Below are 22,504 nucleotides of genomic sequence, written 5' to 3' on the forward strand. Positions count from 1 at the left end.
TCATTCCCTCTGTTTCAGGGCAGTGGCGAGGCCGACGCGGTCAAGCCGGCGGCGCACGGCAAGGGCTGCGACAAGGGCCGAGACGGTGGCGATCAGCGCCGCCACGGCATAGGTGCGCCGCGCGATCACCAGCGGGATGCGCACGACATCGGTCGAGAAGCCCTCGGCGATCAGCGCGGCGAAACCGTAGCCGCCCAGCAGCCCGGGGGGGATGGCGAGAAGCGTGAGCAACATGAGTTCCCCCACCAGCACGGCGCCGACCTCGGCCCGGCTGAAGCCGAGCACGCGCAGGCTGGCAAGTTCATAGGAGCGTTCCGACAGCCGGATGCGCGCGGCATTGTAGACGACGCCCACGGTGATCAGCACGCCAAGCACGGCATAGATGCTGACCGAGCGGGTCAGGTTCTCGTTCAGCGTGGCGTCGAACTGGCGCTGCACGTCGGGCCAGAACAGCGTGCCGGCGATCGCCGGGGTCGCCTTCACCGCGCGGTCGAACTCGGCCAGCCGGTCGGGGTCGAGCAGCAGGTCGATGCGGTTCACCTGTTCGGCCATGCGCATCCGCGCGGCAAGGGCCGCGGCGGGGATGCTGGCGGTTTCGCCCAGATCCTGACGGATCACCCGGGTCACCGGAATCTCGAAGCTGTCGCGCGGCGGCGCAAGCAGGGTGACGGTGACGCTCTCGCCCGCGTGCAGATCAAGCTTCGTTGCAAGGCTTTCGGGCAGCGCCAGCCCGTCGGCGGGCAGCGGCACGGCATGGCCCCCGGCGTCGAGGGTCTGCACCAGCGTCGCCTCGGGGCTGCGCGCCTCAAGGAGTGTGCGTTCCGAGCGCGGCCCGTGGCTCAGCCGCACCGGCACGGCAAGCGCCCCCTCGGCGCGCAGCACTCCGGGCAGATGGGCCGCATCCTCGATCACCGAGCGCGGCGCGTTCTCGGCGAGCGTCAGGGTGACGCTCTGGCGGTTGGTGCGGCTGAAGGCGGCGTCGATCACCGAGGAGATCGCGTCATAGGTGAAGAAGCAGGCCACCAGCACCGCGATCGAGGCCGCGACGCCGAGCGAGGTGACAAGCGCCCGCCCCGGCCAGCGGGTGATCGCGCGCAGGATCATCATCGTCGTCTGCCGCAGGCCAAGCCGCACCGCCAGCGCGTCGATGTGGCCGCGGCGGAAGCGCGGCGGGGCCGGGGGCTGCATCGCCACCGCCGGGGCGAGCCGGGCCGAGCCGCGCACCGCGCGCAGCGCGCCCGCCACCACCGCGCCAAGCCCCATCAGCGCCGACAGCGCGAAGCTCGCCGTGCCCGGGGTGTAGACGAGCCAGGGGAAGCGGTAGAAGCGGGTGTAAAGCGCCGTCAGCTCGGCGCCGAGCCACCAGCCCGCGCCCCAGCCGATCAGCACCCCGACCAACCCGATGCCGGCCGCGAGTTTCAGGTAATGCAGCGCGATCTCGCGCCCGGTGAAGCCCATGGCCTTCAGAAGCCCGATCACCGGCCGTTCGAGCCCAATGAGCCGCCCCATCACCATGTTCACCAGAAAGGCCGAGACGATCAGGAAGATCGGCGGCAGGATCACCGCCATCGCGCCGAGCTGGTCAAGCTCGCCCGAGAGGAACTGGTCCGAGCTTTGCAGGTCGCGGCCATAGGCGCCGGTGCCGCCCCAGGGCGCAAGCTGCCGGTCGAGCGCGTCGATCACCCGATCGCGCGAGGCGCCGCGGGTCAGGGTGAGGCTGAGATCGTTGAAGGCGCCGGTCAGCCCCGCAGCCGCCGCGGCCGGCACCTCGCCCATCCAGATCACGCCATAGCGGCTGTCGTCGGGCATCAGCGAGCCCGGCCCGATCAGATAGACGAATTCGGGCGAGAGCATCAGCCCGGTCACCCGCAGCTCGCGCCATTGCCCGTTCAGGATCGCGCCGAAACTGCTGCCGGGGAAAAGGCCGTTCGCCTCGGCAAAGCTTTCCGACAGCGCCACCTCGTCGGTCGCGCGCGGGTCGGGCAGGCGGCCGGTGCGCAGCACCGGGCGGTTCAGCACCGGCGCCCCCGCCTCGGGCAGCGAGACGAGCCGCGCCTGTGCCGGCTTCGTCTGCCCCGGCAGGTCGAGCACCACCTGCATCGAGATCCGCGCCTCGGCCTGCGCGACGCCCGGGATCGCGGCGATCTCGGCTAGCTGCCCCTTCGGCACCCGCGTCGCACTGGCGAAGACATCGGCGAATTGCATGCGGTCGTAGAAGGATTGCCGGGCCAGCCGCAACGAGCGTTCGGTGCCGGTCGCCAGCACCAGCACCATCACCCCGCAGCCAAGCACGAGGGCAATGGCGAGGGCCTGCGCCCAGATCCGGCGCAGATCGCGCAACAGCTTGCGGTCGAGGGCGCGCATCACCATTCGATCCCCTGCGGCGGCTGCGGGGAGGCGTTCTCTTCGATCGCGGTGACGCGCCCGTCGGCGAGCCGGATCACCCGATGCGCCATCTGCCGGATCGCGGCATTGTGGGTGATGAGGGCGGTCACCGTGCCGAGATCGCGGTTCGCCTCCCAGATCGCCTGCAGCACCGTCACCCCGGTCGCACTGTCGAGCGCGCCGGTGGGCTCGTCGCACAGCAGCACCTCGGGCCGCTTCGCCAGCGCCCGGGCGATCGCCACGCGCTGCTGCTCGCCGCCAGAAAGCTCGGCCGGAAAATGGTCGAGCCGCGCGGCAAGGCCCACCCGGTCGAGCGCCTCTTCGGGCGGCATCGGGTTGCGTGCGATCTCGGTCACCAGCGCGACGTTCTCGCGTGCGGTGAGGCTGGGCACCAGATTGTAGAACTGGAAGACGAAGCCGACATGGGCGCGGCGGAAGGCGGTGAGCCCGGCATCGTCGAGCCCGGTCAGCTCGGTATCGCGGAAGAACACCCGCCCGGTCGTCGGGCTGTCGAGCGCACCAAGGATGTTGAGCAGCGTCGACTTGCCCGAGCCCGAGGCGCCGAGCAGGACCACAAGCTCGCCCTCGTTCAAGATCAGGTCAATGCCGCGCAGCGCGGCAACGGTGACGCTGCCGGTGACATAGGTCTTTGTCACCCCCTCGACGCGAAAGACGGCGGGCTGCGCCATGCGGTCTCCTCCTCCTCCCACCCGGTGCGATCATGGCACGATCGGGTCGTCACCACCTTGATCCCGCACAACTGCGTATCGGGGCAAGATCGGTCGTGGGGCGAAGCGCCGCATCCTGTGCCCTTGCCGGCACCGGCACCTTGCCCCACCTTGATCTCCGGAATTCACGCAAGGAGACTCCCATGCCCTCGGAATCGCTTACCTTTCCGGGCCACGACGGCACCCCGCTCGCGGCCCGGCTGGAGCTGCCGGCGGGGCCGGTTCTGGCCACGGCGCTGTTCGCGCATTGCTTCGCCTGTGGTGGCGACATCGCCGCGGCCCAGCGGATCGCGGCGCGGCTGGCGGCGGCGGGCATTGCCGTGCTGCGATTCGATTTCACCGGGATCGACGGCGCGGGCGGAGGGTTCGCGACGCGCAGCTTCACCGCGAGCATCGGCGATCTGACCGCGGCGGCGCGCTTCCTTACCGCGCGCGGCATGGCGCCGGGGCTGCTGATCGGCCATTCGCTCGGCGGCACCGCGGCGGTTCTGGCGGCCTCCGAGATGCCCTCGGTGACGGCGGTGGCGACGATCGGTGCCTCCTTCGCGCCGGCCTCGCTTGCGCGGCATTTCGGCGAGTCGATCGCCGAGATCGCGGCCGAGGGCGCGGCCGAGGTCAGCATCGGTTCGGCCCGGCTGCGGATCGGGCGCGATTTCGTGCAGAGCCTTGCGGGCCTCTCGGTCGGCCCGGCGGTTGCGGCGCTGCACCGCGCGCTGCTGGTGCTACACGCGCCGCGCGACATGGTGGTGGGGATCGAGAATGCGACGCGGATCTTCCTGGCCGCGAAACACCCGAAAAGCTTCGTCACCCTTGATGACGCCGATCACATGATCAGCGATCCCGCGGAGGCCGATTATGCCGCCGGCGTGATTGCCGCCTGGGCCGCGCATTACCTCGATTTGTCCGAGCCCGCGTCGGAAGGCGTGCCCGAGGGCGTGGTGCGGGTGTCCGAGGCTGACCCGGCGGGGTTCGCCCAGGATGTCACCGCCGGCCCGCGCCATCACCTGATCGCCGACGAGCCGCTGGCGCAGGGCGGCACAGACCGTGGCCTCTCGCCCTATGGCCTGCTGTCGGCGGCACTTGGCGCCTGCACCTCGATGACGATCCGGATGTATGCGCGGCGCAAGAACTGGCCGCTCGAGCATGTCCGGGTCGAGGTCAGCCACCGCAAGCTCCATGCCGAGGATGCGGCGGCGGCCGAGGCCGCGGGCGGGCGGATCGACGTCTTCTCGCGCGAGATCACGCTGGCCGGCCCGCTCGATGCCGAGCAGCGCGCGCGTCTGGTCGAGATCGCCGATCGCTGCCCGGTGCACCGCACGCTGTCGCACGGTGCCACGGTCGAGACCCGGCTTGCGGGCTGATCAGGCGGGCTCGGTGCTGCGCAGGCGCAGTGCGAGGTCAGGCCGGTCGCTGGTCAGATGGCCGATGCCGAGCTCGAGGAAATGGCGGATGCGGTCGGCGTCGTTCACCGTCCAGGCGCAGAGCCGTTCCTTCGGCCAGAGCGCGGTGATCGCGTCCCATTCCGCGTCGAGATAGTCGTGGCGCAGCGCCACGATGTCGACGAGGTGCCCGACGGTGCCGAGGAAGGTCTCGAGCCCGCCCTGACGCGCCACCCAGTCGGCATCGGCCGAGACGAGGCGGGCGATCGAGGGGGCGACCTCGGCGCAGTCGCGCAGGACGCCCACATCGAAGGAGGTCAGATGCGCGCGGCGGTCAAGCCCGTGCGCGATCAGCGCATCGGCGACGCGGGCGGCGATGCCGGGGTAGGGCTGGCCGGCCTCGTCGAGCTTGATCTCGACATGCAGGCCAAGGCCGTGCACCGGCGCCAGCACCTCGAGCACCTCGCCGAACGTCGGCACGCCGGTGTCGCTGTCCTTCAGAAGCGTGCGGCGCCGGGTCTCGGGCGTCAGCGCGCGCACCGGGCCGGTGCCGTCGGTGGTGCGGTCGAGCAGCGGATCGTGGATCACCACAAGCTCGCCCGCATCGGTCAGATGCACGTCGAACTCGATCGCGTCGCAGCCGAGCTGCAGGGCGTTGCGAAAACCCGGAAGCGAGTTCTCGGGCCAGAGATTGCGGGCACCGCGGTGGCCGTTGATGGCGGTCATGGGAAGCTCCTTCAGCGAATGGTGGGATCGAGCCGGTCGCGCAGCCAGTCTCCGGCCAGCGAAATCGAAAGAGTTGTCAGGGTGATGACAACGGCGGGGGCAAGCATGATCCAGGGCGCCGTCGTCAGGTAATCGCGGCCGAAACCGACCATGTTGCCAAGGCTCGTCTCGGGCGGCTGCACCCCGAGGCCGAGGAAGGAAAGCCCCGATTCCATCAAGACGATCTCGGGAAAGGTCAGGGTCATCGACACGATCAGCGTCGAGGCGACATTGGGCAGGATGTGGCGCAGATAGACCCGGGCGGGGGACGCGCCAAGCTGCACCACGGCCGCGGCATAGCCCTGCGCGCCGGCCGAGATCGCGAGGCCACGGGCGATGCGGGCATACCGCTCCCAGCCGTAAAAGCCCATCAGCCCGACCAAGAGCGGCATCGACGAGCCGAAGAAGGCCAGCACCGCCAGCGCCATGATGAGGAAGGGCAGCGCCGCCTGGAAATCGGCAAGCATGACGACGGCATGCTCGACCCAGCCGCGCGCCTTGGCGGCGAGAAAGCCGAGCGTGGTGCCGAAGACGGCCGAGAGGATCGTCGCGCCGAAGGCGATCACCAGCGAGACCCGCACCGACTGGATCAGCCGCGAGAGCACGTCGCGGCCCAGCTCGTCGGTGCCGAGCCAGTGGTGCGGCGTCAGCGGCGGGGCGAGGCGCGCGGCCAGATCCATGCGGGTGATCGGGTAGGGGCGCAGCAGATCGGCAAGCGCCGCACAGATCAGCATTGCGGCCAGCCAGAAAAGGCTGAGCGCGACCGAGACGGGCAGGCCCGCGGGCAGCAGGCGGCGGGTGCGGGGCAGGATGTCGGCAAGGGCCATGGCGTCCTCCTCAGGTGGTGGGCTGCGCGCGCAGCCGCGGGTCGAGCGCGCCATAGAGCAGATCGACCACAAGGTTCGAGACGACCATCACCGCGGCGATCAGCAGCAGGATGCACTGCACCACGGCGAGGTCGCGGTTGCTGACCGAGACGATGAGCAACCGCCCGATGCCGGGCCAGCTGAAGATCGTCTCGACCACGACGGCGCCGGCGATCAGCGAGCCGACCATGAAGCCCACCAGCGTCACGATCGGCACCGCGGCATTCGGCAGGGCATGGCCGCGCACGACATTGCGCCATTTCACGCCTTTTGCCGCAGCGGTGCGGATATAGGGCTGGCCCATCACCTCGATCATCGCCGAGCGCGAGAAGCGCGCCAGAACGCCGATGCCGCCGATCGAGATGGTGAGGGTCGGCAGGATGCCATGCACCCAGGTCCCCGAGCCGCCCGAGGGCAGAACGCCGAGCGTCACGGCAAAGATCAGCACCAGCACCAGCCCCAGCACGAAGGAGGGGATGGTGAAGCCCGCAACGGCCAGCAGGATCACCCCGCGGTCGATCAGGCTGTCGCGGTGCAGTGCGGCATAGACGCCGGCCGGGATGCCGAGGCCGAGCTTCAGGATCAGCGCCGGGATCGTCAGTTGCAGCGTCGCCGGCACGCGTTCGAGCACCAGCGCCAGCGCCGGCGAATGGTCGCGCATCGAGACGCCGAAATCGCCGCGGAAGATCGCGCCGAGATAGGCGAGGTATTGCTGCCACAGCGGCGCATCGAGCCCCCAGGAGCGGCGGAAGGCCTCGACCGCCTCTTGCGGTACGTCGGGGCCCAGCATCACCTGCGCCGGGTCTCCGGACAGGCGCAGCACGACGAAGGCGAAGGTCATCACGGCGATCACCGTGGCAAGCGCGCGGGCAAGCCGCAGGGCGACGAAGCGCAGCATCGGCGGTCCTTTCAGGCGGCGACGGGGCTTTGGGCCCCGGCGGTGACATGGCAGGCGACGGCGCGGCCGGGCTCGGGCACGCGCAGCGCCGGCACCCGGGTGCGGCACAGGCCCTGCGCCAGCGGGCAGCGCGGGTGGAAGGCACAGCCCGGGGGCCGCGCCGCGGGGTTCGGCGGTTCGCCCTGCAGCAGGATGCGGGCATCGAGCGGCCGCCCTGGCACCGGGATCGAGGAGACGAGCGCCTGGGTATAGGGGTGGCGCGGTTCGGCGAAGATCTGCTCGGCCGGGCCCTCCTCGACGATCCGCCCGAGATACATCACCGCGACCCGGTCGGCGAGGTTGCGCACCACCTTCAGGTCGTGGCTGATGAAGACCATGCCAAGGCCCTTTTGCCCCTGCAGGTCGCGCAGCAGGTTCACCACCTGCGCCTGGATCGAGACATCGAGCGCCGAGACCGGCTCGTCGCAGACCAGCAGCGCGGGGTTGGTGGCCAGGGCCCGCGCAATCACCACGCGCTGGCGCTGCCCGCCCGAGAGCTCGTGCGGATAGCGCCCGCCCTGATCGGCACGCAGCCCGACCGCGGTCATCAGCGAGGCGGTGCGGGCCGGGCGCTCCTCGGGCGTGCCGATGCGGTGGATGTCGAGCGGCTCGCGGATCTGCGCGGCGACCGTCAGCCGCCGGTCGAGCGCCGAGAGCGGATCTTGCCAGACCATCTGCATGCGCGACCGCAGCCGGCGCCAGATCGGCGTGCCGAAGCGCGGCAGGGGCATGCCCTCGAACAGCACCGTGCCGCCCTGCGCCGGGTCAAGGCCCAGAAGCATCCGCCCGAGCGTCGACTTGCCCGATCCCGACTCGCCGACGATGCCCAGTGTCTCGCCCGCGCGCAGCTTCAGGCTGACCTCGTCGACGGCGCGGACCTCGGTCACGGCGCCGGTCAGGCCGCGGCGGGAACGGTAGATGCGCACCAGATCGCGCGCCTCGAGAAGCAGGGGACGGCTCATGTCATCGCCCTTTCCATGCTGAAACTGTCAGCCCGCGCCTCGGGCACCGGATAGGCGCAGGCGAGGGTGCGGCCGTCGGGCTGCGCGAGCAGATCGGGGCGGGCGCGGCTGCAGGCGTCATGCGCGCGGGTGCAGCGCGGGGCGAAGGCGCAGCCCGGCGGCAGGGCGCGCGGATCGGGCACCGTGCCCGGGATCGGCACCAGCCGCCGCCGCGGCCCGGTCATCTGCGGGATCGCGTCGAAAAGGCCGCGGGTATAGGGGTGGCGCGGATGCGCGAACAGGCGCTCGACCGGCCCCGCCTCGACGATCCGGCCGGCATACATCACGCAGACCCGCTCGCAGATCTGCGCGACGGCGCCCAGATCGTGGCTGATGAAGACGGTGGCCATGCCGGTCTCGCGCCGCAGCCGGGCCAGAAGCTCGAGGATCTGCGCCTGAATCGTGGCATCGAGCGCGGTGGTCGGCTCGTCGGCGATCAGCAGGTCGGGCCGGCCGGCCAGCGCCATCGCGATCATCAGCCGCTGACACTGGCCGCCGGAAAATTCGTGGGTGTAGAGGTCGAAGCGGCGCGGCGCGTCGGGGATGCCGACCATCTCCATCAGCCGGATCGCCTCGGCCTTCGCCGCCGCGCCGCGCAGGTCGCGGTGCAGCCGCAGCGCCTCGCAGATCTGCCGGCCCACCCGGATCACCGGGTTCAGCGCGCTCGATGGGTCCTGGAAGATCATCGCGATGCGCTTGCCGCGCACGGTTTCCAGCGCCTCGCGCGGTGCGCCCACCAGCTCGCCCGCGCCAAGCCGCACCGAGCCCGTGACCCGTGCCTTCGCCGGCAGCAGGCCAAGCGCCGCAAGCCAGGTCACCGACTTGCCGCAGCCCGACTCGCCCACCAGGCCAAGCGCCTCGCCGGGCGCCACGTCGAGGTCGATGCCATGCAGCACCGGGACGCCGTCGAAGGCGACGCGCAGGTCGCGGATTTCCACCAGTCTGTCCATGAGATCCTTCCGAAAGGCGCGCATCCGGCCGGGACCGGAATGCAAAGCCCCGGCGGGCACGCGGCCCGCCGGGGGATGGCCGGGGCAGGGGGTCAGCCCGCGGCCCAGTTCGAGGCGCGGAAGTCCATCGCGAAGGCCGGTGCCGCCTTCCAGTGCAGGTCCGAGCGCATGCCGGTGAAGACCGCGTTCTGGTGCAGCACCTGATAGGCCGGGTCCTCGCGCTCAGCGATTTCCAGCATCCGCGCGATCGCCTTCTTGCGGGTGGCGTGATCGGTCGAGGTCTCCATCACCACCGAGAGCTGGTTCAGCTCGGCGTTGGTCCAGTCCTTCTTCTGCTGGGCCTCGCCGTTCGGGCCGAACTGCACCACAAGCGGGGTGATCGGGTCGTTGATCAGGTTCGAGGCCGACCAGTCGCGCACGCCCTTGATCCCGGCGGGGTCGTGGATCTGCGCCCAGTTCTCCTTCATCTCGATCTCGACGTTCATACCGACCTGACGCCACATCTCGACCATGATCTGAGCGGTCGGCGTCTGGTTGGTGTAGTAGTTGTTCAAGAGCCGATAGGGCACCGCATCGCCCTTGTAATTGGCCTGCTTCAGCAGGTCGCGGGCCAGTTCGGGGTTGTATTCGGGCGCGGCCCAGCCCTCGACGAACATGTCCGAGCTGCGGAAGCTGTCGAACTGCAGCCCCGCGGGCACCACCGTCTGCCCGGCCCAGAGCGCCTCGACGATCGCCTGACGGTCGATCGCATGGGTCATGGCGCGGCGCACGCGCGGATCGGCCAGCACCTCGTTTTGCGTGTTGAAGACCGAGATCCGGTGGTTCCAGATGGTCGAGCTCTGCACCTCGAAGCCCGGGGTGCCGGTGACCGCGGCGATCTGGTCGGGCGGCAGGTCGCAGGCGAAGTCGTATTCGCCCGACAGCAGCCCGTTCACCCGGCTCGACACTTCCGGCACCTCGACGAAGGTGATCTTCTCGAGCGGCGGCTGGCCGCCCCAGTAGTCGTCGAAGGCGACGAGGGTCAGCGACACGTCGGGCTTGAACTCGGCGACCATGTAGGGGCCGGTGGTGACGGGCCTCGCCGCCCACTCGGCATAGCTTGCCGCCTCGTCCCAGGCGCGGCGGTTGGCGATCTGGCTGCCGAAGGCATAGAGCCGGCCCTCGAGCGTCACGTCGGGCGTCGCGTTGTGGAAGCGCACGGTGTACTTGTCGACGATCTCGACGCCCTGCAGCGCCGGCCACAGGCGGCGGCCGATGCCCGGCACGTTCGCCGGCAGGTCCTTCGCCGTGGCGGGGGTGTAGTTCTCGGCGAAGATCGTGGTGCCGCCGACCGGCTGGGTGTCGCCGAAGACGCGCTCGGGCGAGAACGAGAAGGCCACGTCCTCGGCGGTCATCTCGTCGCCGTTGTGGAACTTGACGCCTTCGCGCAGCTTCAGCTCGATCGTCTTGTCGTCGATGCGCGACCACGAGGTCGCCAGCCCCGGCACCGGGCCCTGATCGCCCATCCAGTTGCGCAGGATCAGCCCTTCCCAGAGGTTCGGGAAGAACACCCGCTCGCCGACGTTCGACTGTTCGTTCCAGATGTCGAGCGTGTTGTTGTTGGTGATCTTCTGCACCGCGACGGTGATCGAGCGGCGGGCGCCCTGCGCGCGCAGATAGCCGGGCAGCAGCAGGCTGCCGGTGGTGGCGCCCAGCAGTCCGAGGGCATGGCGGCGGTTCAAGCGGATCATCGGTGTCTCCTGAAATGGCACAAGGCGGGGCCGGGCCCCGGGAGCAGGGACCGCCGCGGTGGAGCGGCGGGACTGCCGGTCATTGAGCAGGTTCAGGTGACGTTCCGGCGACCGCCGTGCGAAACTTGCGTAACAGGCCCGCGCGGGCTCAGCCGCGGGGCAGCCAGGGCGGGTGCTCGCCGATCGTGGCGACGAGATGGTCGACGAAGAGCCGCAGCTTGCGCGGCATCGGCCGGATCGGCGGCCAGACGGCGCTGATCGGCAGGGGCGGCGGGGCAAGGCCCGGCAGCACCGCGACGAGCCGCCCGTCGGCCAGCGCGTCATGCACGATGAACGAGGGCAGCAACGCAAGGCCCAGCCCGGCAATCGCCATGTCGCGCATCGCCTCGCCGTTGTTCGCGGCGACGCGGGCCGGGCGGGGCGGCGGCACGCCGGGGCCGAGTTCCCAGGCCTCGCCCGGGCGCGTGTTGAGATAGGTGATCGCCTCGTGCGCGGACAGATCGGCGGCCGTGGCGGGCGTGCCCATGCGGGCAAGGTAGTCGGGGCTCGCGACGATCGCGCGCGGGTCCTCGCACAACCGGCGCGCCATCAGCGTGCTGTCGCGCAGCCGGCCGATGCGCAGCGCCACGTCAAAGCCCGCCCGCGCCAGGTCGATGTGCTGGTCGTCATAGTTCAGCACGATCTCAAGCCCCGGATGGGCGCGGGCGAAGCCCGCCACCACCGGGCCGAGATGGCGGATGCCGAAGCTCATCGGCGCAGCGATGGCAAGCCGGCCGCGCAGCGCGCCGCTGGCGGCACTTTCGGTGGCGGCAACCAGGGTGGCCAGCGCCGGGCGCAGCCGCTCGGCCAGCTCCTGCGCGGCGTCGGTCGCGGTGATCCGCCCGGCGCTGCGCAGGAACAGCGCGGTGCCGAGCGCCGCCTCGAACTCGGCGATGCGCTTGCTGACCACCGATTTCGACAGCCGCAGCCGCGCGCCCGCGGCCGAGACGCTGCCGGTCTCCATCACCGCGAGGAAGGTCTCGATATCCGCGAGCGTCCAGTTCATGCGCAGACGATATCCGCCGCCCGCTCCGTTCGCAAATCCCGAACGCAGCTTAAAGCGGCAGTTTCGGTTTCTCGCCCGGGGCGGTGGTGAAGACATCGGCCCAGTCCGGGTTCCGGGTATAGAGGAGCTGCACATAGGGGCAGAGTGGGATGATCTTCACCCCCTCGGCCCGGGCATCGGCCACCAGCCGCTCGACCAGCGCCGCGGCGGCGCCGGTGCCGCGCAGGGCCTCCGGCGCGCCGGTGTGATCGGCACTGAGAACCGCCGGGCCGCGCCGGGTGAAGGTCAGTTCCGCCTCGGCGTCGATGCCGGCGATGTGGGCGACATAGCGCCCGTGCAGGTCGTCGTGCCATTCGCGGGTCAGGGTGATCTCAGTCATCGGTCTCTCCTGTCATCCAATGGTGCACCGCGGCCTCGTCGGCCGTGGTGATGTCATGTCCGGCATCGAGCGCGCGCAGCGTGACCTCGGCCCCGGCCGCAGTCAGTGCCGCGGTGAGCTTCGGCGCCTCGGCGCGGAAGAAGTCGCGCGTGCCGGTCAGCGCCAGCACCCGGGTGCCGTGCAGGTCAGCCGCGGGGGCCTGTTCCAGCGCCGCGGCCGGGCGCAGCAGCACCGCGCGCCGCACAGCCCCCGGGTAAAGCTGCAGCACCGCGCCGAGGAACGCCGCCCCGTTCGAATAGCCGATCACGCTCAGCCCGTCCGGGTCGAGCCCATAGGCGCGGCGGGCCTCGGTCAGGAAGGCGTCGAAGGCCTCGGCCTCGGCGCGGATGTCGTCCTGATCGAAGCGCATCAGCCCCTCGCGGCGGAACCAGCGCGGCGTGCCTTCCTCGACCGCCCGGCCGCGCAGGGCGACCAGCGTCGCGTGCGGGGCCACCCGATGCGCGAAGGGCAGCAGGTCGGCCTCGTTCCCGCCCGAGCCGTGCAGCAGCACGAGCGTCGTGCCGTCCGGCTCTTCGGGGGTGAAGATCCGGTGCACGAAGGGCAGATCGCGCTGCGGCAGGCGCGGCGCGCCCGGCAGGGCGAATTGCGGCAGCATCACCCGCAGATCGGCAGCGCGGCGCGGATCGTCGACCGGCACGAAGAGCGTCTCGCCCAGATGGTCGGGTGCCTCGTCCACCGCAAAGCCGGGCCCGTCCGTCGCATATTCCAGCAGGCTGCCGCCCGGCTCGCGCACATAGAGCGAGGTGAAATAGGTCCGGTCATGCAGCGCAGTGGGCTCGGCCGGGGCCAGTGCCGCCTCCATCGCCGCGACGGCCGCCACATCGGGGGCGCGGAAGGCGACGTGGTCGATGCCGCCGGTGCCCGGCGCCGCCTCCCAAAACCCGGTCGCGTCGCGGATGTCGAGCGCGTCTGTGTCGGACACCAGCCGCCGCACCGCGCCCTCGCGCGCCGCCTCGCGATAGCCGAAGCGGGCGACGAAGGCCGCGGTCTCGTCCGGGTGCTCGGTGAAGAGCGTGACCGCACGCAGCCGCCGCGGCGCCTCGACGGGGCCGAGCGGCGCGGTGGCGGGCAGATCGGCGCCGACCAGCTTCACGATGATGCCGTCGGGGTCCTTCAGCCGCAGCACCGTCTCGCCGAATTCGCGCAGGGGCCCCTCGACCGGCACATGCGCGGCGAGCGCCCGGGTCAGCCACAGGCCGATGCTGTCGGCGGGAACGGCGAGCGCGATCTCGCCCGGCGCGCCATGGCCCGCGCGGCCCGGCCCGCCATCCTCCCACACCAGGAAGGTGACGAGCGCGCCGGGCGCGCCGGCGGCATCGCCATAGAACAGGTGCAGCTGGTTCGCATCCTCGAAGCCGCCGGTGCGCTTGACGAGCCGCAGGCCGAGGAAGCCCGCGTAGAAGTCGACATTCGCCTGAACGCGGCGGGTGAGGGCGGTGACGTGATGCAGTCCGGTGGTCATGGGCGTTCTCCTGAAGGAGGTTCGACCAGAAGATAGGGCGCGGCCGCGCGCCGGCGAAGCGGCCCGGAGCAGAACCCGGTGTTCTCGAATTGCGAACGTGTTACGTCTCACGCGTTTCATGATTTCGTGCTATCTCAGAGTCAACCAACGACAGGAGAACGCCATGAGCTGGAACCCCGCCCTCGCCCCGGGCGATCCCGACACCGTCGGCCCCGACGCGATCGAGACCCCGATCATTCCCCGCGCCCGCGATCTGGGCGGCTTCGAGGTGCAGCGCCAGATGGTCGGGCCCTTCATCTTCTTCGACCACATCGGCCCGGCCGAGTTCCTCACCGGCAAGGGCATCGACATCCGCCCGCACCCGCATATCGGGCTGGGCACGGTGACCTATCTCTACCGCGGCGACTTCCACCACCGCGACAGCACCGGCGCCGATCAGGTGATCGTGCCCGGAGAGGTGAACTGGATGGTCGCGGGCAAGGGCGTGACCCATTCCGAGCGCACCAGCGAGGAAGGCAAGCACGGGCCGCACAGCCTCTATGGCATCCAGACCTGGATCGCGCTGCCCGAGGACCGCGAGGACATGGCCCCGGTGTTCGAGCATCACGGCAAGGGCGCGCTGCCGCTCTTCGAGGATGGCGGGGTCAGCGCGCGGCTGATCCTCGGCACCGCCTATGGCGAGGCAGCGCCGGCGACGATGTTTTCCGAAACCTTCTACCTTGACGTGACGCTGGCCCCCGGCGCCCGCTTCCCGCTGCCCGACGATCACGAGGACCGCGGCATCTATGTCACCGAGGGCGAGATCCGTGTCGCCGGTCAGCGCTTCGAGGCGGGGCGGATGATGGTCTTCCGCCCGGGCGACCGGATCACCGTCGAGGCGGGAGAGCGCGGCGCGCGGATCATGGCGCTTGGCGGTGCCACGCTGAACGGGCCGCGCCACATCTGGTGGAACTTCGTCGCATCGAGCCGCGAGCGGATCGAGCATGCGAAGGAAGAGTGGCGTGCGGCGCGGTGGGGGCGGGGGCTGTTCGACCTGCCCGCCACCGACCACGACGAGTTCATCCCGCTGCCCTGAGCTGGTCTGCCTCACCCCGCTGCCCCGGTGCATTGACGCGCCGGGGCGCTTGGTGAACTAATCGGCGCCGGACCAAGGCTGCCCCATCGCGCGGGGCGCCGATGCGGAGGCGCTGCGATGACCCACTTCCCCTTGCGACCGGCGCGCGCGCCCCGTTTCCGGGCGTGCCGATGAGCGAGGCGCTCTCCGACCCGATCTTCGCCGTCCTCCTCGACAGCCCGCCGCCGCCCGTCGATACCGCGGCGGCCGAGGCGCTGTTGCGCGAGCTTTGGGGGATCGAGGGGCGGGCCGAGAGCCTCGCTTGCGAGCGCGACGCGAATTTCCGCGTCACCACCGACGCCGGGCCGGGCTATGTGCTGAAGGTCGCAAACCCGGCCGAGGCGCGCGCCACCACCGCGTTTCAGGTCGAGGCGCTGCGCTGGCTGGAAGGCCGCACCCCGGCGTTGCCGGTGCCGCGGATGGTCGCGACGCGGACGGGTGATTTCCTTGCGCCGCTTACCCTTGACGACGGACGGAACAGCACGGTGCGGCTGCTCAGCTGGGTGCCGGGCACGCCGGTGGCGCGCACGGGCGGGGCAGGGCGGCTGGCGGCACAGATCGGCACGCTGGCCGCGCAGCTGGGCGCGGGGCTGGCGGGCTTCCGCCATCCCGCCTCGGGGCACGAGATCCTGTGGGACATCCGCCACCTGCCGCGGCTGATGCCGCTGCTCGCATCGCTGCCCGCCGGCGCCTTGCGCGACCAGCTTCAGGCCGAGATTGACCATTTCGCCGCCGCGGTGGCGCCGCGCCTGCCCGCGCTGCGCTGGCAGGTGGTGCACAATGACCTCAACCACCACAACATCGTCATCGACCCACAGGCGCCCGAGCGGATCGCGGGCGTGCTCGACTTCGGCGACATGGTGCGCACGCCGCGCGCCGTCGATGTCGCGGTGGCGGCCTCCTATCTCACCCATCTCGAGGACGATCCGCTTGCCCCGGTGGCGCGGATGGTGACGGCCTATGCCGCGGTCACGCCGCTCGATGCGGCCGAGGTCGAGCTGCTGCGCGACCTGATCGTGGCGCGGCTGGTCGCCTCGATCACCATCACCGAGTGGCGCGCGGCGCGCTATCCGGAGAATGCCGAGTATATCTTGCGAAACAACCGCGGCGCGCGGGCGGGGATGGCAGGCTTTGCCGCCCTGCCGCGCGAGGTGGTCACGGCGGCACTGCGAACCGCGGCAGAGGAGGGCGTGCGATGACGCGCGAGACGATGGTGAACGCCTATGTCGAGGGGGCGGCCGACCTCGATGCGGAGACCGCGGCGCTGATCGCGCGGCGGCAGGCGCTGCTCGGGCCCGCCTATCGGCTGTTCTACGAAAAGCCGCTGCATCTGGTGCGGGGCGAGGGCGCGTGGCTTTATGATGCCGCGGGCGAGGCCTATCTCGACGGCTACAACAACGTCACTTCGGTCGGGCATTGCCACCCGAAGGTGGTGGCGGCGATCGCCGCGCAGGCCGGCGTTCTGGCCACCCACACCCGCTACCTGCATGCGGGCGTTCTGGACTATGCCGAGCGGCTGCTCGCCACGCTGCCCACCGGGATCGGGCAGATGATGTTCACCTGCACCGGCTCCGAGGCGAATGACCTTGCCGTGCGCATCGCGCGCGCCTTCACCGGCGGCACCGGCATCATCGTGACCGAGACCGCCTATCACGGCGTCACCCAGGCGGTGGCGGAGTTCTCGCCCTCGCTCGGCCCGGCGGTTGACCTTGGCGTGCATGTGCGCACCGTGCCCGCCCCCGACAGCTACCGCGAGGCGGATGTGGCGGGCGCCTTCACCGCCTCGGTCGAGGCGGCGATCGCCGATCTGACCCGCCACGGCATCCGCCCGGCGCTCTTCATCTGTGACGGCATCTTCGCCTCGGACGGGGTGTTCGACGGGCCGGCGGGCTTCCTGCAGGGCGCCGTTGCCGCGATCCGGGCCGCGGGCGGGCTTTACATCGCCGACGAGGTGCAATCGGGCTTTGGCCGCACCGGCGACGCGATGTGGGGCTTTCAGCGCCACGGCGTGACCCCCGACATCGTCACCATGGGCAAGCCGATGGGCAACGGCTATCCGGTCGCGGGCGTCGCGCTGCGCCCCGAGGTGGTCGCCGAGTTCGGCCGCAAGGCGCGCTATTTCAACACCTTCGGCGGCAATGCGGTGGCGGTTGCGGCGGCGACCGCGGTGCTGGATGTGATCGAGGGCGAGGGGCTGGTCGCGAACGCCCGCGACGTCGGCGCGCATCTGCGCGACGGGCTGCGTGGGCTCGCCGACCGCCATCCCTGCATCGGCGACGTGCGCGGGGCGGGGCTCTTCATCGGCGTCGAGATCGTCTCGGACCGCGCCGCGAAGACCCCCGATCCGGCGCGCACGGCGGCCATCGTCAACGGGTTGCGCGCGGAGCGCGTGCTGATCTCGGCCTGTGCCAAGGGCGCAAATGTGCTGAAGATCCGCCCGCCGCTGATCTTCACCCGCGAGCAGGCCGATCTGCTGGTGGCGCGGCTCGACCGGGTGCTTGGCGGGCTCGGCGCCTAACCCTGCAGGAAGCTTTGCGGCGGCCGGCCGAATTGCGTGCGGAAGGCGGCGACGAAGGCGCTCGGGCTGCGATAGCCGAGCGACCAGGCGATTTCGGTGCTGCTTTGTCCGCGCTCAAGCCGCTCGATCGCCGCCATCAGCCGCAGCCGGCTGCGCCATTGCCGGAAGGTGAGCCCGGTCTCGGCGCGGAACAGGCGTTCCAGCGTGCGCGGGCTCGCCCCGGCAAGGGCCGCCAGATCGGCAAGCGGGCGCGCCTCGTCGGGCGTCTCGCGCAGGTGCCGCATCAGCCGCACCAGCCGCGCGTCATGCGCGCCGGGCAGGCTGAGGGGCGCCTCGGCCAGCGCCTCGATCTCGTCGGTGATGACCGCGGCCAGATGCAGCCGCCGTGCGTCGAAGGGCGCGTCGGTGCTCAGCGCGGCGAGCCGCAGGATCAGTTCGCGCAGCAGCGGCGTCAGCAGCAGCACCGCGCAACGCGGCACCTGCCGGCGCAGCGCCAGCGTCGGGTCGACGTAGAGGTTGCGGATCTCGACCTCGGTCTCGGTCGTGACGTGGTGGTCGGTGCCGCCCGGGATCCAGACCGCGTGACTGGGCGGCACGATCCAGACGCCGCCGCGGCTCGTCACCCGCAACACCCCCTGCATCGCCCAGATCAGCTGGCCGCGCGGGTGGCTGTGCGGCTCGACCATCTGCCCGGCCGGCATCCGCCCGCTGTGCACCAGCACCGGGCGCGCGGCATCGCGCACGAAGCCGGCACCACTGGCGGGCCGGGTTGGCGTTTCGGCGACATCCTTTGTCATGATGATGGTCTAACGCAGGGGCGCGCGCCGGGCTAGTGTGGCGGCGCGTGCGAACGGGGGTCCCATGTCTGTCGCAAGAATTTCGATGAAACCGCTTTTCGTCGGGCTGGTCGTGCTGGCGGCGCTGGTGCTGGCGTTGCTGCCGCCCGCCGGGCTGACACTCGAGCAGGCGCGCACGCTCGGCATCGTGCTGGTCACGCTGGCGCTCTGGGCGACGGGGGTGGTGCCGGGCTATCTGGCCAGCCTGATCTTCTTCGCCGTGGTGCTGATCCTCGGCCTTGCGCCGGCGGCGACGGTCTTTGCCGGCTTCGGCTCGACCGCGGTCTGGCTGATCGTCTCGGGTTTCGTCATCGGCACGGCGATCGGCGTGTCCGGCCTTGGCGGTCGTCTGGCCGAAGCGGTGGGGCCGGTGCTCGGCCGCTCCTATCCGCGGCTCATCGGCGGGCTGATGATCGTGGCGATGGCGCTTGGCTTCCTGATGCCCTCCTCGGTCGGGCGCGCGGTGGTGCTGGTGCCGATCGGCATGGCGCTTGCCGACCGGGCGGGCTTTGGCCGCGGCTCGAACGGGCGGATCGGCATCGCCGCGGTGCTGGCGATCGGCTGCAACATGCCGAGCTTCGCGATCCTGCCCTCGAACATCCCGAACATGGTGCTGTCGGGCGCGGCCGAGACCATCCACCACGTCCATTTCGGCTATACCGAATACCTGCTTCTGCATTACCCGGTGCTGGGCATTCTCAAGGCGGCGCTGACCGTCGCGCTGGTGCTGCGCCTGTTCCCGGCCGAGGTCGGTGCGCCGCTGCCGGGTGTGCTCGAGGCAGAGGCCGCGGCGGGCGCGCAACCCGGCGAGCGCGGCAAGCAGATCCGGGTGGCGGTGATCCTGCTTGCGACGCTCGTGCTGTGGATGACCGACAGCTGGCACGGGGTGAACGCGGCCTGGGTCGGGCTGGTCGCGGCGGTGATCCTGCTGATGCCGGGGATCGGCGTGGTGACGCCGCCGGCCTTCCGGCAGGGCGTCGACTTCGGCATGTTGCTGTTCGTCGTCGGCGCGCTGGCGCTTGGCGCGATGGTCAATGCCTCGGGGCTGGGCGCGCTGCTCGGCGCGGGGCTGCAAAAGGTGCTGCCGATGGCGCCCGGGGCGGATGCGACGAATTTCCTGTCGCTCGTCGCGATGGCCAGCGGCACCGGCCTCTTCGCCACCGTGCCGGGGGTGCCCGCGGTGCTGACGCCGATGGCGCAGGATCTGGCCACCCTCACCGGTTTCAGCCTGAAGGCGGTGCTGATGACCCAGGTGATCGGCTTCTCGACGGTGTTCTTCCCCTATCAGGTGGGGCCCCTGGTGGTGGCGATGCAGCTCTCGGGCGAGCGGCTTTCCCACCTCGTCAAGGTGGTGCTGCCGCTCGCGCTGATCACGCTTCTCGTGCTCGCCCCGCTCGACTTCCTGTGGTGGAAGCTCCTGGGCTGGATCTGACGCGTCAGGGGATCAGCACTGTGGTGCCGGTGGTGCGCCGCCCCTCGAGCGCGGCATGCGCCTCGGCCGCCTCGCTGAGCGGCCGCGTCGCCACCACGTCGGCCCGCACCTCGCCGCGTTCGAGCCGGCCGAACAGATCGGCGGCGCGGCGTTCGAGGTCTTCGCGCGCATCGACATAGTCGAAGAGCATCGGCCGGTTCGCCGACAGCGAGCCCCGGGCGAGGTCGGAGAGCTTGAAATCCTCGATCATCCCCGAGGACTGGCCGAAGTTCACGAACATGCCGAAGCGCTTCAGACAGGCGAGCGAGCCGCGCCAGGTGTCGCGCCCGACGCTGTCATAGACCGCGGCGCAGAGCGCGCCCCGGGTCAGCCGCGCGACCTCGGGGGCGAAGTCGGTGGCGGTGTAGTCGATGACGTCGCTGTAGCCATGTTCGAGCGCCAGCGCGACCTTGGCGGGCCCGCCCGCGGTGCCGATCGCCCGCGCCCCGATCGCGCGCAGCCACTGGCCGAGGAGCAGCCCGACGCCGCCCGCTGCCGCATGGACAAGAACGGTGTCGCTCGGTTGCACCGCGTAGGACGAAGTGACGAGGTATTGCGCCGTCAGCCCCTTCAGCATGACGCTTGCCGCCACCGTGTCGGGGATCGCGTCGGGCAGCCGCACCAGCCGGCCCGCGGGCACCACGCGGCGCGTGCGATAGGCGCCGAATTTCAGCACATAGGCGACCCGGTCGCCGGGCCGCACCGTGTTGACGCCGGGGCCCACCGCCTCGACCACCCCCGCGGCCTCGGCGCCGGGGATCATCATGCCCTCGGGCCAGGGGTACAGGCCCGAGCGGTGATAGACGTCGATGAAATTCACCCCGATCGCGGTGTGGCGGACCAGCGCCTCGCCGGGGCCGGGGGCGGCGGTCTCGACCGCGCTCCATTCCATCACCTCGGGGCCGCCCGGGCGGCGGGCGACAAGGGCCATGTCCATCGCGTGGCCTCCTTACAGCTGGAATTCGGGATCGACCGGGATCTGCATCCCGGTGACGAGGTGGTTCGTCTGCGCCGCGAGCGCGACGATCGACAGAAGCTCGGCGTGTTCGGCCGCGCCCATGCCCTTCGCCTTCGCCTGTGCGGTGTGCGAATGCACGCAATAGCTGCAGCTGTTGGCGATCGAGACCGCGACATAGATCATCTCGCGCGTCTTCGGGTCGATCTCGCCGGGCACGGTCATCACCGCCTTCAGCCCTTCCCAGGTGCGCGCCAGAAGCCCCGCGTCGAAGGCGAGCGCGCGCCAGAAGTTGTTGATGAAGTCGGTCTTGCGCGTCGCGCGGATGTCGTCGAACACCGCCTTGACCGCGGGGATCGTCTCCGCCTCGGCATCGCTCATCAGTCTCACGGTCGCCATCGCGTCCTCCTTTTTCCGCCGCTCAATGCACGGCGGCATACATGATCCTGGCCTCGGTCGCCTCGCCGGGCGAGAATTCCTCGACGATCCGGCCCTGACGGCACACGAGGATGCGGTCGGAGAGGTTCATCACCTCGGGCAGGTAGGAGGAAATCACCACCACCGCGAGCCCCTCGTCGGCGAGCCGGTTGATCAGCGCGTGGATCTCGGCGATCGCGCCGACGTCGACGCCGCGGGTGGGCTCGTCGAAGATGACGAGCCGCGGCTTCTGCACCAGCCCCTTGCCGATCACCACCTTCTGCTGGTTGCCGCCCGACAGCTCGACCACCCGGGCATTCTCGTTGATCGCGCGGATGTTCAGGGTCTGCGTCCACTCGGCCGCCACCGCCGCCATCTCGGCCCGCCCGACATACCAGGCGTGGTCGTGCCCCGCCGCCAGAAGCCCGGAATAGATGTTCTCGGCAATCGACATCGTCTCGAAGAAGCCCTCGGCCTTGCGGTCCTCGGTGATGTAGACGATACCGTCGCGCACCGCCTCGCGCGGCACGGTATAGCGCACCGGCCGGCCGTCGAGCGCCACCGCCCCGCCGCGCAGGAAGTCGCGCTTGTAGATCCCCGAGACCACCTTGAAGGTCTCGGTCCGGCCCGAGCCCACCAGCCCGAAGACCCCGGTGACCTGCCCGGCAAAGACCGAGAACGAGGTGTTACGCACCATCGCCCCCATCGACAGGTCCTGCACCGACAGCACCTTCTGCCCCGCCTTGCGGGTGCCCGCGGCGGAGCGGTCGCGGTAAAGCGCGTCCGACAGCGTGCGCCCGACCATCGCGGCGACGATCGTCTCGCGGGTGAAGTCTGCGGTCGGCCCCGTCGCCACCAGCTCGCCGTCGCGCAGGATGGTGATGCGGTCCGACAGGTCGAGCGCCTCCTCAAGCGCGTGCGAGATGAAGACGATCGACACGCCGCGCGCCTTCAGCCGGCGGATCAGCGCGAAGAAGTGGCGTTTTTCCTCGGGGGTCAGGGTCGCGGTCGGCTCGTCGAAGATGATGACCTCGGCGTTGTGATGGACGGCGCGGGCGATCTCGACCATCTGCTTCTTCGCGGCGCCCAGCGTCTCGACCATCGCCGCCGGATCGACCGGGAAGTTCAGCGATTGCAGGAATTGCTGTGCCGAGATGTAGGTGCCGCGCAGCCGGTTCAGGAATTTCTCGGAGCCGAGATAGAGGTTCTGCGCCACCGTCATCGAGGGCACGAGCGAGGTCTCCTGGAAGACCATCGCGATGCCGGCCTCGAGCGCCGCGTTCGGCGTGGCGAAGACCGTCTCGCGGCCATGCAGCCACATCCGCCCGGAACTGGGCGCGACGACCCCCGCCATCATCTTCGTCAGCGTCGACTTGCCGGCGCCGTTCTCGCCCAGAAGGGCGTGGATCTCGCCCTTGCGCAGCTCGAAATCGACCTCGCGCACGGCGGGGACGCCGCGATAGGCCTTGGTGATCTTCTCGAGCCGCAGGATCGCATCGTCCATGC

Annotated in this window: 20 protein-coding genes; 5 read left to right on the plus strand and 15 right to left on the minus strand. The window is 70.6% G+C overall.

Translation table 11 applies throughout. The features are described 5' to 3' along the window. A complete protein-coding gene (locus EOW65_RS05030) occupies positions 1-2,370 on the minus strand; it encodes an ABC transporter permease (RefSeq protein ID WP_240664509.1) in 2,370 nt (789 codons plus the stop codon). Continuing rightward, the gene (locus EOW65_RS05035) at positions 2,364-3,074 is read right to left on the minus strand and encodes an ABC transporter ATP-binding protein (RefSeq protein WP_128147897.1); all 711 of its coding nucleotides are present in this window, start codon (positions 3,072-3,074) and stop codon (positions 2,364-2,366) included. The genes EOW65_RS05030 and EOW65_RS05035 overlap by 7 nt, the downstream gene beginning before the upstream one ends. A 182-nt stretch (positions 3,075-3,256) precedes the next feature. On the opposite strand from EOW65_RS05035, the gene EOW65_RS05040 reads away from it, so the two are divergent. Next, positions 3,257-4,474: a bifunctional alpha/beta hydrolase/OsmC family protein gene (locus EOW65_RS05040; RefSeq protein WP_128147898.1), complete on the plus strand. Its 1,218-nt coding sequence runs from the start codon at positions 3,257-3,259 to the stop codon at positions 4,472-4,474. On the opposite strand, the gene EOW65_RS05045 is transcribed toward EOW65_RS05040, so the two are convergent. The 9 genes from EOW65_RS05045 to EOW65_RS05085 all read right to left on the minus strand — a co-directional run bounded on the left by EOW65_RS05045 (position 4,475) and on the right by EOW65_RS05085 (position 13,687). Continuing rightward, positions 4,475-5,218, minus strand: coding sequence for a glycerophosphodiester phosphodiesterase family protein (locus EOW65_RS05045; protein ID WP_128147899.1), 744 nt, complete (start codon positions 5,216-5,218; stop codon positions 4,475-4,477). Between the two features lie 11 nt (positions 5,219-5,229). After that, positions 5,230-6,084, minus strand: coding sequence for an ABC transporter permease (locus EOW65_RS05050; protein ID WP_128147900.1), 855 nt, complete (start codon positions 6,082-6,084; stop codon positions 5,230-5,232). A 10-nt stretch (positions 6,085-6,094) separates the two neighbouring features. Then, entirely contained in the window at positions 6,095-7,021 is a 927-nt protein-coding gene (locus EOW65_RS05055) for an ABC transporter permease (RefSeq protein ID WP_128147901.1), read from the minus strand. Positions 7,022-7,032: 11 nt separating this feature from the next. Then, positions 7,033-8,022, minus strand: coding sequence for an ABC transporter ATP-binding protein (locus EOW65_RS05060; RefSeq protein ID WP_128147902.1), 990 nt, complete (start codon positions 8,020-8,022; stop codon positions 7,033-7,035). Beyond that, the gene (locus EOW65_RS05065) at positions 8,019-9,011 is read right to left on the minus strand and encodes an ABC transporter ATP-binding protein (RefSeq protein WP_128147903.1); all 993 of its coding nucleotides are present in this window, start codon (positions 9,009-9,011) and stop codon (positions 8,019-8,021) included. The genes EOW65_RS05060 and EOW65_RS05065 overlap by 4 nt, the downstream gene beginning before the upstream one ends. Positions 9,012-9,103: 92 nt before the next feature. Continuing rightward, positions 9,104-10,741 carry an ABC transporter substrate-binding protein gene (locus tag EOW65_RS05070; protein ID WP_128147904.1) on the minus strand — a complete coding sequence of 546 codons (1,638 nt, stop codon included), beginning with the start codon at positions 10,739-10,741 and terminating at the stop codon, positions 9,104-9,106. Between the two features lie 148 nt (positions 10,742-10,889). Then, the gene (locus EOW65_RS05075; RefSeq protein ID WP_128147905.1) at positions 10,890-11,786 is read right to left on the minus strand and encodes a LysR family transcriptional regulator; all 897 of its coding nucleotides are present in this window, start codon (positions 11,784-11,786) and stop codon (positions 10,890-10,892) included. Between the two features lie 49 nt (positions 11,787-11,835). Continuing rightward, complete coding sequence (locus tag EOW65_RS05080; RefSeq protein ID WP_128147906.1) at positions 11,836-12,165, minus strand: GNAT family N-acetyltransferase; 330 nt, start codon at positions 12,163-12,165, stop codon at positions 11,836-11,838. Further along, a complete protein-coding gene (locus EOW65_RS05085; protein ID WP_128147907.1) occupies positions 12,158-13,687 on the minus strand; it encodes a VOC family protein in 1,530 nt (509 codons plus the stop codon). Before EOW65_RS05085 ends, EOW65_RS05080 begins: the two co-directional genes overlap by 8 nt. Positions 13,688-13,850: 163 nt before the next feature. Between EOW65_RS05085 and EOW65_RS05090 the strand changes: the two genes are divergently transcribed. From EOW65_RS05090 to EOW65_RS05100, 3 genes are all read left to right on the plus strand, one after another. Next, positions 13,851-14,762, plus strand: coding sequence for a pirin family protein (locus tag EOW65_RS05090; protein ID WP_128147908.1), 912 nt, complete (start codon positions 13,851-13,853; stop codon positions 14,760-14,762). 170 nt (positions 14,763-14,932) lie between these two features. After that, positions 14,933-16,000 carry a phosphotransferase gene (locus tag EOW65_RS05095; RefSeq protein WP_164879997.1) on the plus strand — a complete coding sequence of 356 codons (1,068 nt, stop codon included), beginning with the start codon at positions 14,933-14,935 and terminating at the stop codon, positions 15,998-16,000. Then, the gene (locus EOW65_RS05100; protein WP_128147910.1) at positions 15,997-17,319 is read left to right on the plus strand and encodes an aspartate aminotransferase family protein; all 1,323 of its coding nucleotides are present in this window, start codon (positions 15,997-15,999) and stop codon (positions 17,317-17,319) included. Before EOW65_RS05095 ends, EOW65_RS05100 begins: the two co-directional genes overlap by 4 nt. On the opposite strand, the gene EOW65_RS05105 is transcribed toward EOW65_RS05100, so the two are convergent. Further along, entirely contained in the window at positions 17,316-18,116 is an 801-nt protein-coding gene (locus EOW65_RS05105; RefSeq protein WP_128147911.1) for an AraC family transcriptional regulator, read from the minus strand. The two genes, EOW65_RS05100 and EOW65_RS05105, sit on opposite strands and share 4 nt — an antisense overlap. A gap of 85 nt (positions 18,117-18,201) precedes the next feature. On the opposite strand from EOW65_RS05105, the gene EOW65_RS05110 reads away from it, so the two are divergent. Further along, positions 18,202-19,587 carry an SLC13 family permease gene (locus EOW65_RS05110; protein WP_128147912.1) on the plus strand — a complete coding sequence of 462 codons (1,386 nt, stop codon included), beginning with the start codon at positions 18,202-18,204 and terminating at the stop codon, positions 19,585-19,587. Positions 19,588-19,591: 4 nt separating this feature from the next. Here EOW65_RS05110 and EOW65_RS05115 read toward each other — a convergent pair whose 3' ends face one another. Genes EOW65_RS05115 through EOW65_RS05125 form a run of 3 tightly spaced genes read right to left on the minus strand, consistent with a single transcriptional unit; the run spans position 19,592 to position 22,502 of the window. Continuing rightward, positions 19,592-20,563 carry a quinone oxidoreductase family protein gene (locus EOW65_RS05115; protein WP_128147913.1) on the minus strand — a complete coding sequence of 324 codons (972 nt, stop codon included), beginning with the start codon at positions 20,561-20,563 and terminating at the stop codon, positions 19,592-19,594. Positions 20,564-20,575: 12 nt separating this feature from the next. Then, positions 20,576-20,980: a carboxymuconolactone decarboxylase family protein gene (locus tag EOW65_RS05120; protein ID WP_128147914.1), complete on the minus strand. Its 405-nt coding sequence runs from the start codon at positions 20,978-20,980 to the stop codon at positions 20,576-20,578. A gap of 22 nt (positions 20,981-21,002) precedes the next feature. Beyond that, a complete protein-coding gene (locus EOW65_RS05125; protein WP_128147915.1) occupies positions 21,003-22,502 on the minus strand; it encodes a sugar ABC transporter ATP-binding protein in 1,500 nt (499 codons plus the stop codon). Positions 22,503-22,504 lie beyond the last annotated feature (2 nt).

Source organism: Paenirhodobacter ferrireducens (assembly GCF_004022265.1).
Taxonomy (GTDB): Bacteria; Pseudomonadota; Alphaproteobacteria; order Rhodobacterales; family Rhodobacteraceae; genus Rhodobacter; species Rhodobacter ferrireducens.